Origin of the sequence: Micromonospora sediminicola (assembly GCF_900089585.1) — a bacterium.
Classification (GTDB): domain Bacteria; phylum Actinomycetota; class Actinomycetes; order Mycobacteriales; family Micromonosporaceae; genus Micromonospora; species Micromonospora sediminicola.
In genome coordinates this window covers 3,461,246-3,475,515 of the sequence record NZ_FLRH01000003.1, presented here as the reverse complement: position 1 = coordinate 3,475,515, position 14,270 = coordinate 3,461,246, and the positions used below count along the sequence as shown (strand labels likewise).

The window sequence follows — 14,270 nt, the reverse complement described above, 5'->3', positions numbered from 1 at the left end:
CCGATGGTCGCCGCCGGCCCGACGTGTTCGCCCACGTCCCCGCCGACGTCCCGTACCGGACCCCGTCACCTGCCCGGAATGGCGGAAAGCCGACCGGAGACGGACGGGCGTCGCTACGGTCGGTGAAGGGCCGGGACGGACGGCCCGCCGCGCCCGATCCCGCCCGCAGGAGCAGCTCGTGCCCACCGGAACACCGGAGCCCGCCGGCCGGCGGCCGCCGGTCCGCGATCCGGAGGCGCCGCGCCGGGTGACCCTGCTGGAACTGTTCTTCGACCTGGTCTACGTGGTCGCGCTGGCCCTGATCTCGCGCAACCTGATGGGCGAGGTCAGCTGGGAGCGGGCCGCCCAGTCACTGGTCATGCTGATGGCGATCTGGTGGACCTGGGCGATCACCACGCTGGTCACCGACCTCTACGACCCGCAGCGCGGTGAGATCAAGCTGCTCATCGTGGCGGTGATGTTCGGCGCGCTGCTGATGACCACCGCCATCCCGGAGGCGTTCGGCGCCCGTGGGCTGGTCTTCGCCGGCACGTACGTGGCGATCCATCTCGGACGCGGCCTGTTCCTCATGCCGGCCGTCCGCCGCCACCCGCAGACCCGGCGCCGCGCCATCCGCATCTTCATCTGGTTCGCGGTGTCGGCGGTGCCCTGGCTGATCGGCGCGGTGGCGGCGCACGGCGCCGCACGGCTGTGGTTCTGGGCGCTGGCACTGGCCATCGACTACCTCGGTTTCCGGATGGCCTATCCGGTGCCCGGCCTGGGCTCTGTGCCGGACGCCCAGCGCAACGTGACCGCCGAGCACCTCTCCGAGCGCTACCAGCAGTTCTTCATCATCGCGCTGGGCGACGCGGTGCTGGTCTCCGGCACCGTGTTCAGCCTGCACCACTCGGAGGTGGAGAACCTCCTCGCGTTCAGCACCGCGTTCGCCACCACGCTGCTGCTCTGGCGCATCTACGTGCACAAGTCCGGTGAGCTGCTGCCGGAGGCCATCGCCCGGTCGACGCAGCCGAGCCGGTTCCTGAACACCGCCCCGTACACGCATCTGCTGATGGTGGCCGGGGTGGTGACCAGCGCGGCCGGCTTCGACCTGGTGCTGCTGGAGCCGACCGGGCACACCCCGCCGGCCTGGCTGGCGATCATCCTCGGCGGCCCGGCGCTGTTCCTGGCCGGTCGGGCCGCCTTCGAGTACGAGGTGTTCAGCCGGGTGTCGCTGTCGCGCCCCGGCGGGGTTCTGGCGCTGCTCTGCATCGCGCCGGCGGCGCTGTTCCTCGCGCCGCTCTACGCCTCCGTCGGGGCGATGCTGGTGCTCGCCGGGGTGGCCGTCGCCGACCACCGTCGCAGCCGCGGCCGTCCGCCCGAGGAGCCGGCGCCGCCGCACTGAGTCAGCGCGCCGGCAGGTAATCGGAATCGGCCGTGCCGGCACCGGTGTTCCGTTTGGCGGATCACCCGCGCGGGGTACATGCCCTCCACCTCGAATCCACCACAACCCCAGTGGAGGCAACTGATGCGCGGCACCTCGATAGTCGGCGTTCTGGTCGTCATCTGGCTCATCATCGGCGCGATCGCCGCCGGGCAGCGCGGCTACTACGGCAACGACGACACCAACTGCGCGGAGGCGGGCACGATCCTGGTCACCATCGTGGCCGGCCCGCTGAACTACATCGGCGCCAACCCGAAGATCGACTGCAAGCTCCCGGAGCCGTCCAAGTAGGCCGGCACCCCCGTACTCCCCGGCCCGCGCCCGCCTGGCGAGCGCGGGCCGTTCCGTGCCCGGAGCCGCGAGCCGCACCATCTGTCAGGCGTCCTAGGAGGCTGGGCTCGTGCGGGTTTGCCGTGGGGCCAGGGGGGAACGGCAGCGGTCCGCTGACGACGGGACGGAGAACCCCGGCATGAAGATCGGCTACAAGCTCGCCTCGGAGGCGTTCGGGCCGCAGGAACTCATCCGGCAGGCGGTCCGCGCGGAGGAGGCCGGCTTCGACTTCGTCGAGATGAGCGACCACTACCACCCGTGGCTGGAGGTGCAGGGGCACTCCTGCTTCACCTGGAGCGCGCTGGGCGCGATCGCCGCCCGCACCAGCACGCTCGGCCTGGCCACCGGGGTCACCTGCCCCTCGGTCCGGTACCACCCGGCGATCGTCGCGCAGGCGGCGGCGACCCTGGCGCTGATCTCCGACGGTCGGTTCACGCTCGGGGTGGGCGCCGGCGAGCGGCTGAACGAGCACGTGGTCGGGCTGGGCTTCCCGAGCGTACGGGGCCGGCACGAGCGGCTGCGCGAGGCGCTGGAGATCATCCGGCTGCTCTGGCAGGGCGGTTACCAGTCCTACGAGGGCCGGCACCTCCAGCTGGAGGACGCCCGGGTGTGGGACCTGCCCGCGCAACCGCCGGTGATCGCCGTCGCGGCCAGCGGCCGGGCGTCCGCGACACTCGCCGCCGAACTGGGCAGCGGGCTGTTCGCCACCGAGCCGAAGGCGTCCATCGTCGGGCACTACCGGGAGGCCGGCGGTCAGGGCCCGCGCTACGCCGAGGTGCCGATGGCCTGGGCCACCGACGAGGAGCAGGCGGTACGCGCGGCGAAGGAGACCAGCCGCTGGGCGGTCACCGGGTGGAAGGTGATGAGCGAGCTGCCCAACCCGGTGAACTTCGACGCGGCCACCGCCTGGGTCGAGGACCATCACATCCGGCAGCAGTTCTCCGTCGGCCCGGCGCCGGAGCCGCACGTGGAGAAGGCGCGGGCGTACGTCGAGGCGGGCTACGACCACATCGTGCTGCAGAACGCCGGCCCGGACCCGGACGGCTTCCTCGACTTCTGCGCGGGCGACCTGCTCGCCCGGGTCCGCGCGCTCGGCTAGCTGTCGCGGCTCAGCCGCCGACGTGGATGCCGGGGCGGCGGGTCGGGTCCGGCTCGGACTTGCGGATGATCTCCCGGACCACCGGCGGTGTGTCGCCGCGGCCCAGGATCAGGTAGCGCAGCAGGTGCGCGATGGGATTGCCCTCGGACCACTCGAAGTGACAGTGCGGGCGGACCCCGGTGGCGTCGCGCAGCGCGAGCAGGATGGCGGCGATCGCGTTCGGCGCGGCCGGGCTGCTGGCCCGCAGGATGCGATAGTCGCCGACCTCCACCCCGTGCACCTTGAGCACCTGGCTGAACTGGGACGGGTCGCTCACGTCGATCTCCAGGAAGAGCACGTCGGCGGCGCCCGGCACCGGGTTCATGGACCGCTGCGCCCGCTCCTTGACCCGGTACTCCTTGACCGAGCCGCTCTGCCGTTTGTTCGCGATCAGGTGCAGCCGCCGGTCGCGGGCGACGGACTCGTCGACGAACCGGCGGGCGGCGGCGTCGAACTCGATCCGCTCGGCGCGCAGCTCGGTGGTCCGGGTGACCCGGGAGATCAGCGAGACCGCGACGATGCCGGCGATGAAGAACCCGGAGATGGTGATGCCGTCGGGCTTCGCCACGACGTTCTCCGCGAGTGCGTACAGCAGCACGGCGGTGAGCACCGCGAACCCGACGCCGGCGCCCCGGTGCCCGGCGCGCAGCGCCGAGATGGTCACCGCGATCGCGCCCGAGACCATCATGGCCAGGATGCCGGTGGCGTACGCGCCGGCCTGGGCGTTGACGTCGGCCCGGAAGGCGACGGTGATGGCGATGCTGATCGCGGTGTAGACGAGCACCACCGGGCGGACCGCACGTCCCCACTCCGGCGCCATGCCGTACGACGGCAGGTAGCGCGGCACGATGTTGATCAACCCGGCCATCGCCGAGGCGCCGGCGAACCAGAGGATGAGGACGCTGCTGATGTCGTAGACGGTGCCGAACGCCTCGCCCAGGTGTTCGTGGGCGAGGAAGGCGAGCGCCCGGCCGTTGGCCCCGCCGCCGGGCTGGAACGCCTCCGGCGGGATCAGCACGGTGGTGACGAACGTGGTGGCCACCAGGTAGACCGACATGATCAGCGCGGCGGCGGTGAGCAGCCGCCGGGTGTTGCGGATCCGGGCCGCCAGCCGGCGCTCCGGGTCGTCGCCGTCGCCCCGGACCAGCGGCATCATGCTCACCCCGGTCTCGAAGCCGGACAGGCCCAGCACCAGCAGCGGGAAGGCGAGCACGCTGGTGGTCAGCACGTCGCCCGCGCCACCGACCCGGGTGAGCCGGTCGGTCCAGTCGCCGAGCAGCCCGGGGTCGGCGACGATCTCGGCCACCCCGACGGCCACCACCACCGCGTTCAGCGCCAGGAAGACCACCACGAGCGGGATGGCCACCTGCACCGCCTCGCTGAAGCCGAGCAGGAACACGCCGCCCAGCACCAGCAGCAGCACCACGGTCACCGCCACCGCGGCCGTGGCGCCGTGCGGGAACGACGCCGGCAGGACCGGGTTCTCCAGCAGGTGCACGCTGGCGTCGGCGGCGGAGAGCGTGATCGTGATGATCCACGAGGTGGCGACGAACCCGAGCAGCACCAGCACGAAGATCTTGCCGCGCCAGAACGGCAGCAGCCGCTCCAGCATGGCCACCGACCCCTGCCCGTGCGGGCTCTCCCGGGCCACCCGGCGGTACATCGGCAGCATCCCGAACAGCGTCAGCGCCACGATGAGCAGGGTGGCCAGCGGGCTCAGCGCGCCGGCCGCCACCGCCGCGATGCCGGGCAGGTAGGACAGGGTGGAGAAGTAGTCGACGCCGGTCAGGCACATCACCTGCCACCACGGGTGGGCGCGTGCCTGGTGCTCCCGTATCTCCGGGCCGACCGGCTCGACGCGGTGCTGGAACAGCCAGCGGTGCAGGCGGTCGGCCGGCGCCGTCGGCCGGGCCGGCGTCTCCACCCGCTCCGGCAGCGTGCCCGGCGCGCGGCCGGACCGGTCGCCGTGCTCGGCGTGCCGGCCCGCCCGGGCCGCGGCGGCGGCGTGCGCCTCGCGCCGCCGGTCCCGCGTACGCCGGGGCTGCTCCCCGTCCCCTGCCTGCGCCATCTGCTCCCCTCCGGCCCCCTGATCACGGTAGGCGGTGGCCGGGGCGTGGCCCGGCGGAACCGGTCAAGCGCCGCCGGAAGTGCCGGGAGCCAGCGCGTCGCGCAGCGCCGCCGGGTCGGCGACGGTCACGGTGAGTGCCGGGTGTCGCGGCCAGGGGCCGGGCGCCAGCGCCGGCACCGGCTCGGCGAACCGCAGGCAGAGGCCGCCGGCGACGCTGGTGCCGAACGTCGCGCCGCCGTCGGCCAGCGACAGGTGCGGGCCGATCGCCCGCCACCAGCGGTACGGGCCGCTCAGCTCGACACCGGCGACGTTGCCCGGGGTGGTCCGCAGGCGCCACGGGCCGAACCGGACGACGAGCGCGTCCGGGGCGAGTTCCACCGCGGCGGTCTCGGGCCGCACGCCGAGCAGGGCCAGCGGCGCCCGGAACGCGGGGTCGAAGCGGAACGGGAAACGGCGGACCGGGCCCGGCGGGCCGGTCGGGACGGGATGCGGCACGGCCACGTCGTACCCGGCCGGACGGGCTCGACACCCCGACGGACGGTGTCCCCGCGTCCCGCGCCCGGACGGCGGGACGCGGGGACCCCCCGTCCCGGCTACTGCAGGAACGCCCCGAGGGGCGACAGCAGCAGCCGGCCGAGCAGCGCGGCGTTGTCGTCCAACCGCGTCCGCTCACACTCGCGGGCGTCCGGGTCGTGCCGGCAGCGCCAGATCTTCTGCGCGTTGCGCCAGGCCACGTTCCGGGTGTATTCCACCAGCTCGCCCTGGTACCAGTCGTCGATGTCGCCGTTGACCATGTCGATCATGAGCTGCCAGTGGTCCAGGTAGCCACGGCGCAGCTCCGGGATCCGCTCGGCGAAGATCTTGTTGATCTCCAGGTAGTCGCGGTGCTGGTCGCTGCCGTCGACCGGCTCGGACTCCAGGCTCTCCAGCGTGGTCACCAACGCGAACGGCAGGTCGTAGTTGATGTGCGCGTTGACCCCGGCGGCGGCCGAGGGCAGCGGGCGGGCGTCCGGGCCGCGCATCCGCTTGAACAGGCAGGACCAGGCCTTGGGCGTGCTCGGGCTGGCGTCGGTCCAGAACCGCAGCGCCTCGAAGTAGCGCGCCGCGAACTCCACGTCGAGCCGGGCCAGGAAGGCCGGGTCGACGAACCGGTCCTCGTAGAGACCGTCGAGCACGGTGCTGGTGATGACCAGGTAGAGCTTGTTGAAGTCGGCCAGCGGGCAGCTCGCCTCCAGCGGAGGAAGCCGGACCAGCATGTCCTGCAGCTTGGTGAGATGGTCGACGACCGCCGGCACGTCGGCGGGGTGGTCGGCGAGCAACCCGACGATGTCCTGGTGCACAGGACCCCAGACCGGTTCGGTCATCTCTCCTCCACGATGGTCGGCGCCCCCCACGACGCCACCCGATTCCGCGGCACAGCCTGCCAGCCGCCGCACACGCGCCGGATCAGTAGAACGACGTATTGCCGACGTACGTCTATTCCGGGCGGTTGCGCAGGAAGATCGCGCTGGCCTGCACCCGGGTGCGGACCTGGAGCTTGTCGAAGATGTGCGACACGTGCACGCCGATGGTCCGCTCGCTGATGAACAGCCGTTGACCGATCTCCTTGTTCGTCAACCCCTCGGCGACCGCGGCCAGCACCTCCCGCTCCCGCGCGGTCAGCACCGCCAGCTCGTCCACCGTCGGCGCGGCCGGCGCCGTCCGCGGCCGGGGCACCGGCGCGGGCGACGGCGCGTCGTCCAGGGTCACCCGGGCCCGACCGGCGAGGGTACGGATCTCGGCGCTCAGCGGCACCGCGCCGAGCGACTGCGCCATCGCGTGGGCCTGGCGGAGCAGCTTGCCGGCGGTGGCCACCCGGCTGCGCCGGGCCAGCAACGCCTCGGCCTGCCGCAACCGCGAGTACGCCGCCGGATAGGGATGGTTGCGCCGGTCCCACTCGGTGGCCGACCGGCCCCACAGCTCGGGGTCGCCCCGGCCGTCGTCGAGCCGGCTCAGCTCGGCGTCGCAGAGCGCGAGGAAGCCGTCGGCGACGTAGCGCACCGGCGCGCCGGCCTTCTCGCTCTTGCGGGTCACCCGCTCGACCACCTCGCGCAACCGGCGCACCGCGGTCGGGTCCACCTCGACCGTGCGGCTGGCCGCCGCCTCGGCCTCGGCGCGCAGCCCGTGCCAGGCCAGCGTGGCCAGCACGATCACGTCGTCGGAGCGGCTCTCGGTCAGGCCCCGCTGGACGGCCTGCCGGGCCAGGTCGTGCCGGCCCTGCCACATGGCCAGCCCGGCGCGCAGGATGAGCATCGGCAGCACGTGCCGGGCGCCACCGCCGGCCAGCACCGTGGCGACCGCCTCCAGGTCACGGTCGGAGGCCTCGACGTCGCCGTAGCCGACGGAGAGCCGGCACCGGGCCAGCAGCAGCTCGACCGCGTCGGCGCCGGACGGGCGGTGCCGCAACGCGGTGGCGACGACCTTCTCCGCCTCGGCCCACTGCCCCACCCGGAACAGCCCGTTGGTGGCCACGGCCAGCAGCCGGGTCTCCCAGGTGCGACCGAGACCCAGCTCGGCGACCCGTTCGGCGCCGCGGCGGGCCACCACCACCCCCTCCTCGAGGATGTTCAGCGGGCCGGTGAGCAGTTCGGCCAGGTGCAGGTAGGCGCAGGCCACATCCTCCGGCCGGCCGGAACGCTCGGCGGTCTCCAGCGCCCGGCGCATCACCGCCAGGCCGGCGGTCTGGTCCTCCAGGAACGCCTCGCTGAACCCGAGCGCGGCGCTGGCCAGCACCACCTCCGAGGTGGAGCCGGGCACGTCGGCGGCGAGGTCGAGCGCCTCCCGGGCCTGGCCGCCGGCCTCGGCGTAGCGGCCCAGGTGCAGCAGCAGCTCGGCCAGCCGGGCGGCGGCGGTGCACCGCTCGCGCGGCGTGCAGTCGGCCGACTCCAGCACCCGGCGGTATTCCTCCTCGGCCGGGGCGGAGCGGCCGGCGGCGGCCAGGTAGCGGGCCCGCCGGATGTGCAGCGCGCAGGCCGGCGGGCCGGACGCGTCGGCGGCCAGCTCCTCCAGCAGGGTCAACGCCCGGGCGTGCTCGCCGCTGTGGTGTGCGGCCTCGGCGGCGTGGCTGAGCAGCTCGGCGCGGTCCACCTCGACCGGTGCGGGCCGGCCGCCGTCCGGCGGGACCGGGGCCGGGGTCGCGGCCAGCGCCAGCGCGACGGACCAGTGGCGGTGCGCCTCGGCGTACCCGTGCAGCCGCTCCGCCTCGCGGGCCGCGGCCATCGCGGCCGGCAGCGCGCGGGCCGGCTCGCCGGCCTGCCGCCAGTGGTGGGCCAGCCGGGCCTGGTGCAGCTCGGCCGGCGCGGCGGTGAGCGCCTCGGCGTAACGGCGGTGCAGCGCGGCCCGCTCGGCCGGCAGCAGCTCGTGGGCGAGGATCTCGGCGACCAACCGGTGCCGCAGCCGGTAGCCGTCGTCGGCGCCGACCAGCAGCCGGTGCGCCACCGCCTCGCGGACCGCGTCGAGCAGCTCGTCCTCCGGCAGCCGGACCACCTGGGCCAGCAGCCAGTGCTCGACCGGCTCCACCCCGGCGGCGACCGCGTGCACCACGGCGTGCGCCGGCTGGGGCAGCGCGTCGACCCGGTCCAGGAAGACCTCGCGCAGCGTGTCGGAGAGCCCGTCCCGGCCGTCGCGCCGGTCGCGGGCCAGCTCCTCCACCACGAACGGGTTGCCGCCGCTGCGCTGCCACACCTGGTCGGCGGCCTCGGCGGGCAACGGCGCACCGACGATCGCGGCGGCCAGCTCGTCGGTGCCGGCGCGGTCCAGCGGCAGCAGGTCGATCACCCGCACCGACCGCAGCCGGCGCAGCTCGGTGAGCACCCGGCGCAGCGGGTGCGCGCCGCGCAGCGACTCGGCCCGGATCGCGGCGAGCACTGACAGTTGCAGGTCGCCCAGGCCGGCGAGCAGATAGAGCAGGAGCTGGCGGGTGCTCCGGTCGACCCACTGCAGGTCGTCCAGGACGAGCACCAGCGGCCGACCGCCGGCGACCAGGTGCAGGCCCTGTGAGACCCGCTCCAGCAGCGCGCCGGCGCCGTCCGGGCCGGGGGTCTCCTCGTCGAAGACCTGCAACAGCCCGCGGACCGCCGAGGTGGTGCGCGCCTCGGCCACGTCGGTGTCGAGCCGGCGCAGCGCCTGGCGCACCGGGTGCAACGGCGAGGCGTCGCCGATGTCCAGACAGGTGCCGGTGAGCACCAGGGCGCCCGACTGCCGCAGCCGCTCGCCGACCTCGGCCAGCAGCCGGGTCTTGCCCACGCCGCTCTCGCCGGTGAGGAACACCGCGGCCGTCTGCCCGGGGGCGACGTCGTCGAGCAGCGCCGACCGCAGCGTCGCCAGGGTCCCGACACGGCCGACGAGCGGTGCGGTGTCCACATCGCTGGCCATGGGACGCAGCCTAGTCACAGGTCCCCGCACCGTTCTACGGGCTTACGGGCGTACTCGTACTCCTCGCGTCGACAACACGACTAACGGTTGCGGGTGGTCGACATACGTCGTCCTACCGATCCCCCGAGGACCCGGTGGTGAAAGTCTCCGGTGGTCGTCAGGCACCGGACCAGGGAAAGGGTGGGTGCGATGTTGATCACCACGCCCGTGGCGAGTCGGGAAGCCGTCAGCGCGGCACGCTGGCCGGTGCCGGAGGAACGCCGCACCGTCACGGTGCTCTTCGTCGACATCGTCGGCTCGACCGGTCTGGTGGAGCGGCTCGACCCGGAGGACGTGCGGACGTTGCAGCGCGCCTATTTCGGCACCGTGTCCGGGGTGCTGCGCCGGTGGCGGGGCGTGGTGGAGAAGTACGTCGGCGACGCGGTGATGGCGCTGTTCGGCGCGCACGACTGCGACGGCTTCGACGCGTACCGGGCGGTGCGGGCCGGCTTGGAGATCCAGGCGGCGCTCGACCGGCGGCCGGCGGGCGGCACCAGGCTGCGGGTCCGCGTCGGTGTCGCGACCGGTGAGGTGCTCGTCGACCTGACCGGCGCGCGCGACGGCGGCCACGGGGCGGCCAGCGGCGCGGTGATCACCACCGCCGCCCGGCTGCAGGAGTACGCCCCGCCCGGCGGGGTGGTGGTCTGCCCGAGCACCCGACGCGCGGTCGCCGGCCTGGTCGAGCAGCGTCCACTGGCGACGATGACCATGGCCGGCAAGGCCGGGCCGGTGGGCGTGTGGCGGGTGACCGGGGTATCCCGGCACCGACCCGCCCGGCACCACGGTCCCCTGGTGGGCCGCCGGCGCGAGCTGGCCGGCGCGGCCGACGAGGTCGTCCGGGCGCTGCGCGAGCGACGTCCCGGGTGGATCTCCCTGGCCGGCCCGCCGGGCAGCGGTCGCAGCCGGCTGCTGCACGAGCTGACCCGCGCGGTGTCCCGGGTGGACGGCGCCGAGGTGCGCTGGTGCGTGGCGCACTGCCCGCCCTACCCGGACGGGGAGCTGGCGCCGCTGGCCGACCTGGTCCGCGCGCTGCTCACGCCGGACCCGGCGGTACGTCCGCTGCCCGGCTCCACCGCCGGCGGCCCGGGGTGGGCCGCGGCGAGCCCCGCGCTGGCCGCGTTCCTCGCCGCCCCGGACGATCCCGCCGCGGCGTCCCGGGCCGTGGCGGCGTGCCGCGAGCTGCTGCTCGACCGGGCCGCCGGAGCGCCGGTGGTGGTGGCGGTGGACGACCTGGACCGCGCGGCGCCCGCGCTGCACCGGTTCCTGCGTCACCTGCACGCGACGGCCGGCGAACGACGGCTGGCGCTCGCGGTGGTCACCACCCACAGCGCCGGACGGGCCGACCCGTCACCGGGTCCGGGCGAGCGGTGGCGCCGGGTGTGGCTGGCGCCGCTGGGGGCCCGGGACAGCGGACGCCTGCTGCGGCACCTGCTCGACCGGGCCGACCGGCCGGCGGCGCTGGCCGCGCGGCTGCTGCCGCTGGTCGGGGGCAACCCGGCGGTCGCGACCGCGTACGCCGCCGAGGACTCCGGCGACGAGCCGGCCGGGGTGCCCGCCGCGGCGCGCCGGCTCGTGGACGCGCGACTGGACCGGCTCGACGGTGCCCAGCGCGCCGTGCTGATGGCCGGCGCCACGGCGGGCGGCGCGCTCGCCCCCGCCACGGTCGAGCGGATGCTCGGCTGGGCGGCCGGCCGGGCCGGGCCGGTGCTGCGCACCCTGGCCGCGGCGGGCCTGCTCCGGCGTACCCGCGCGGGCGGCTGGACCATCGCCGAGCCGGTGGTCGCCCGGATGGCCGCGTACCGGTTGCCCCGCGCGGCACGGGCCGACTTCGCCCGGCGGCTACGCGGCGACGGGACCAACGGCCGGCCGGGGGCTGTCCCCGCCACGCGCCGGCCGGGCGCCGCGTCGAGGCTCGACGTTCCCCGCGGGGACGTCGACGGGCGGGCGACCTGCCCGCTCGGGGTGGGGCGGTCGCGCCGGTCGGGTGGAGGGGCCCGACCGGCGCCCGTCCCGCCGATCCGGGCGGCGTCGCACCGGCCGGGGTACGCCGCGCCGGTCGCGTCCGGCGCCGGGCCCCCGACGGCCGCCGCACCGCCGCCGGACGCCGCGATGCCAGTGGGCACGGCCGCCGTGGCGCCGCCCCGAGCAGCCGTGGCGCCGTCCCGAGCAGCCGTGGCGCCGTCCCGAGCAGCCGTGGCGCGGTCCGGAGTTGCTGCCGTGGCGCGGTCCGGAACGGCTGCCGTGGCGCTGTTCGGAGCAGGTGCCGGGGCGTCCTCCGACGCAGGGCCCGTGCGTCGGCTCGGGGCCGGCTCGGTGGCGCGGTCCGGGTCGGCCACCGGGCCGCCGGAACGGGCGGGGCGGCGGCCGGCAACGGCGGCGTCGCAGCGGCCCGCCGCGCTCGGGCTCGCCGCCTGAGCGGGTGCGTCCGGGTCGGAGCGGGCACGGGGCCACTCCGGCCCGGCCGTCACCGGGGCCGGCGCCGATGCGTCACACGTCGGCGAGGAACGTGAGGACCCGGTCCCAGGCCAGGGCGGCGGCGAGCGCGTCGAAGTCGGGCGTGTCCGGGTCGGTGAACAGGTGCCCCGGTCCCGGGTAGCGGTGCACGACGACCTCCGCGCCGGCGTCGCCCATGGCGGCTCGCCACTCGTCCACCTCGGCGTTGGTCTCGTACTCGTCGGGGTCGGCCAGGTGCAGCCGCACCGGCAGCCCGGCGCGGACCGACTCGGGCGCGCCACCGGTGCCGTGCATCAGCAGCAGCGCCGCCGCCCGCGGCCGCTCGGCCAGCAGCGCCCCGGCGATGCCGGCGCCCATGGAGAACCCGGCCAGCACGGTCTCGTCGGGCATCGCGGCGACCGCCGCGCGAGCCCGGTCCAGCACCGCCTCGTGCCCGATCGCGCCGAACAACGCGAACCCGGCCTCCACCGTCCGCGCGGCCGGCACCCCGTACAGGTCGGGGGTGGTCACCCGGTGCCCGGCGGCCCGCAGCCGGTCCGCGGCGACCGGCACGGCGGGCCGCAGCCCGTAGACGGAGTGCAGGAGCAGGACGTCGGCCATCGACCCATCGTCGCGCAACCGGCCGCCCGTCCCGGTCGGGCGCGCCGGTCAGTCGCGGGCGATGGTCCGGCTGCGCCCCCGGAACTCGGCGACCACCTCGTCGCCGCGCCGCACGGTGACGTCGTAGATGCCGCTGCGGCCGTGACGCACCCGTTCGCTGGCGTACGCCTCCAGCAGGTCGCCCTCGCGCACCGGGCGGAGGAAGGAGATCTCGCCGCCGGCGGCCACGGTGGCCGGTCCGTGGCTGTTGCAGGCCAGCGCGAACGCGGTGTCGGCGAGCAGGAACACGAAGCCGCCGTGGCCGATCGCGTGGCCGTTGAGCATCGCCGGGGTGACCCGCATCCGGGCCACCGCGGCGCCGTCGCCGGCCGAGACGAGTTCGATGCCGAGCCCCTTCGACGCCACGTCGGCGTCGAACATGTCGTGCGCGGCGGTGCGGCCGTGGTCGCCCGCCACCTCAGCGCTCCCGCCGCTGGTCGACGATGCGGCGCATCTTGCCCATCGAGCGTTCCACCCCGTCCGGCTCGATCACCCGCACCGCGACGGAGACCCCGATGGTGTTCTTGACCTGCTCGGCCAGGGCCGCGCCGGCCCGCTCCGCCTCGTCCGGCGCCGTACCGGCGCGCCGTTCCACGTGGACGGTGAGCGTGTCCAGCCGGTCCCGCCGGTCGAGCACGCACTGGAAGTGCGGCGACAGGGCGGGCGTACGCAGGATCAGCTCCTCGATCTGGGTCGGGAAGACGTTCACCCCCCGCACGATCATCATGTCGTCGGTACGCCCGGTGATCTTCTCGATCCGGCGCATCGGGCGGGCGGTGCCGGGCAACAGGCGGGTGAGGTCGCGGGTGCGGTAGCGGACCACCGGCATGGCCTCCTTGGTGAGCGAGGTCAGCACCAGCTCGCCCCGCTCGCCGTCGGGCAGCACCGCGCCGGTGACCGGGTCGATGATCTCCGGGTAGAAGTGGTCCTCCCACAGGTGCAGCCCGTCCTTGGTCTCCACGCACTCGACGGCCACGCCGGGACCCATCACCTCGGAGAGGCCGTAGATGTCCAGCGCGTGCATGTCCAGGCGCTGTTCCAGCTCCCGACGCATGTCCTCGGTCCACGGCTCGGCCCCGAAGACCCCCACCCGCAGGGACGTGGCGCGCGGGTCGAGGCCCTGCCGCTCCATCTCGTCGACGATGGCCAGCATGTAGCTGGGGGTGACCATGATGACCTCGGGCGCGAGGTCGCGGATCAGCATGACCTGGCGCTCGGTCATGCCCCCGGACACCGGGATCACCGTGCAGCCCAGTTCCTCGGCGCCGTAGTGCGCGCCCAGGCCGCCGGTGAACAGCCCGTAGCCGTACGCGACGTGCACCCGGTCACCCCGGCGACCGCCGGCGGCGCGGATCGAGCGCGCCATCAGCGTCGCCCAGGTGTCCAGGTCGGCGCGGGTGTAGCCGACCACGGTCGGGCGTCCCGTGGTGCCCGAGGAGGCGTGCAGCCGGGCGACCCGCTCGCGTGGCACCGCGAACATGCCGAACGGGTAGTTCTCCCGCAGCTCGGCCTTGGTGGTGAACGGGAAGCGGGCCAGGTCGCCCAGGTCCCGCAGGTCGTCGGGGTGGGCACCGGCGGCGTCGAACGCGCGCCGGTAGTGCGGCACGTGCGCGTAGGCGTGGCGCAGCGAGTGCCGCAGCCGGTCGCGTTGCAGGGCCCGCAGCTCGTCGACGCCGATCCGCTCGACGGGATCCAGCTCGTCCGGACGAGGGGTGCGGTCCTGCACGGTTGCCTCCTGGCGCGACGGGCCCGGACGCCGCCGCGCCGGG

11 protein-coding genes are annotated in these 14,270 nt (G+C 75.1%); 4 read left to right on the top strand and 7 right to left on the bottom strand.

Going from position 1 to position 14,270, the window contains the following annotated elements:
- Window positions 1-178 precede the first annotated feature (178 nt).
- The 3 genes from GA0070622_RS16535 to GA0070622_RS16525 all read left to right on the top strand — a co-directional run bounded on the left by GA0070622_RS16535 (window position 179) and on the right by GA0070622_RS16525 (window position 2,849).
- Window positions 179-1,381, top strand: a complete 1,203-nt coding sequence (locus GA0070622_RS16535) for a low temperature requirement protein A (RefSeq protein WP_091574127.1) — start codon at window positions 179-181, stop codon at window positions 1,379-1,381.
- A 123-nt stretch (window positions 1,382-1,504) separates the two neighbouring features.
- Window positions 1,505-1,711: a hypothetical protein gene (locus GA0070622_RS16530; RefSeq protein ID WP_091574126.1), complete on the top strand. Its 207-nt coding sequence runs from the start codon at window positions 1,505-1,507 to the stop codon at window positions 1,709-1,711.
- A gap of 178 nt (window positions 1,712-1,889) precedes the next feature.
- Entirely contained in the window at window positions 1,890-2,849 is a 960-nt protein-coding gene (locus tag GA0070622_RS16525) for a TIGR03557 family F420-dependent LLM class oxidoreductase (RefSeq protein WP_091574125.1), read from the top strand.
- 10 nt (window positions 2,850-2,859) lie between these two features.
- On the opposite strand, the gene GA0070622_RS16520 is transcribed toward GA0070622_RS16525, so the two are convergent.
- The 4 genes from GA0070622_RS16520 to GA0070622_RS16505 all read right to left on the bottom strand — a co-directional run bounded on the left by GA0070622_RS16520 (window position 2,860) and on the right by GA0070622_RS16505 (window position 9,369).
- Entirely contained in the window at window positions 2,860-4,956 is a 2,097-nt protein-coding gene (locus GA0070622_RS16520) for an APC family permease (RefSeq protein ID WP_091574124.1), read from the bottom strand.
- A gap of 63 nt (window positions 4,957-5,019) precedes the next feature.
- Window positions 5,020-5,451, bottom strand: coding sequence for a hypothetical protein (locus GA0070622_RS16515; protein WP_245666356.1), 432 nt, complete (start codon window positions 5,449-5,451; stop codon window positions 5,020-5,022).
- Between the two features lie 98 nt (window positions 5,452-5,549).
- Window positions 5,550-6,320, bottom strand: a complete 771-nt coding sequence (locus GA0070622_RS16510; protein ID WP_091574122.1) for a DUF5995 family protein — start codon at window positions 6,318-6,320, stop codon at window positions 5,550-5,552.
- A 112-nt stretch (window positions 6,321-6,432) separates the two neighbouring features.
- Window positions 6,433-9,369, bottom strand: coding sequence for a helix-turn-helix transcriptional regulator (locus tag GA0070622_RS16505; protein WP_091574121.1), 2,937 nt, complete (start codon window positions 9,367-9,369; stop codon window positions 6,433-6,435).
- A gap of 189 nt (window positions 9,370-9,558) precedes the next feature.
- Here GA0070622_RS16505 and GA0070622_RS16500 point away from each other — a divergent pair, with 189 nt between their 5' ends.
- Window positions 9,559-11,823 (top strand): adenylate/guanylate cyclase domain-containing protein, encoded by a 2,265-nt coding sequence (locus GA0070622_RS16500; RefSeq protein ID WP_091574120.1) that lies wholly within the window; start codon window positions 9,559-9,561, stop codon window positions 11,821-11,823.
- 72 nt (window positions 11,824-11,895) lie between these two features.
- Here GA0070622_RS16500 and GA0070622_RS16495 read toward each other — a convergent pair whose 3' ends face one another.
- From GA0070622_RS16495 to paaK, 3 genes are read right to left on the bottom strand one after another with little or no spacing between them, the layout of a single operon-like run.
- Complete coding sequence (locus GA0070622_RS16495) at window positions 11,896-12,462, bottom strand: dienelactone hydrolase family protein (protein ID WP_091574119.1); 567 nt, start codon at window positions 12,460-12,462, stop codon at window positions 11,896-11,898.
- Window positions 12,463-12,510: 48 nt separating this feature from the next.
- Window positions 12,511-12,882, bottom strand: coding sequence for a hydroxyphenylacetyl-CoA thioesterase PaaI (paaI, locus tag GA0070622_RS16490; RefSeq protein WP_091577516.1), 372 nt, complete (start codon window positions 12,880-12,882; stop codon window positions 12,511-12,513).
- A gap of 37 nt (window positions 12,883-12,919) precedes the next feature.
- Complete coding sequence (gene paaK / locus GA0070622_RS16485) at window positions 12,920-14,227, bottom strand: phenylacetate--CoA ligase PaaK (RefSeq protein WP_091574118.1); 1,308 nt, start codon at window positions 14,225-14,227, stop codon at window positions 12,920-12,922.
- Between the last annotated feature and the right edge of the window lie 43 nt (window positions 14,228-14,270).

What these genes read in the sequence shown, in the direction of transcription:
- GA0070622_RS16525 (WP_091574125.1), top strand. Translation starts at nt 1,890, where the DNA reads ATGAAGATCGGCTACAAGCTCGCCTCGGAGGCGTTCGGGCCGCAGGAA.
- GA0070622_RS16500 (WP_091574120.1), top strand. Translation starts at nt 9,559, where the DNA reads ATGTTGATCACCACGCCCGTGGCGAGTCGGGAAGCCGTCAGCGCGGCA.
- paaI (WP_091577516.1), bottom strand. Translation starts at nt 12,882, where the DNA reads ATGTTCGACGCCGACGTGGCGTCGAAGGGGCTCGGCATCGAACTCGTC.
- GA0070622_RS16495 (WP_091574119.1), bottom strand. Translation starts at nt 12,462, where the DNA reads ATGGCCGACGTCCTGCTCCTGCACTCCGTCTACGGGCTGCGGCCCGCC.
- GA0070622_RS16510 (WP_091574122.1), bottom strand. Translation starts at nt 6,320, where the DNA reads ATGACCGAACCGGTCTGGGGTCCTGTGCACCAGGACATCGTCGGGTTG.
- GA0070622_RS16505 (WP_091574121.1), bottom strand. Translation starts at nt 9,369, where the DNA reads ATGGCCAGCGATGTGGACACCGCACCGCTCGTCGGCCGTGTCGGGACC.
- GA0070622_RS16530 (WP_091574126.1), top strand. Translation starts at nt 1,505, where the DNA reads ATGCGCGGCACCTCGATAGTCGGCGTTCTGGTCGTCATCTGGCTCATC.
- GA0070622_RS16520 (WP_091574124.1), bottom strand. Translation starts at nt 4,956, where the DNA reads ATGGCGCAGGCAGGGGACGGGGAGCAGCCCCGGCGTACGCGGGACCGG.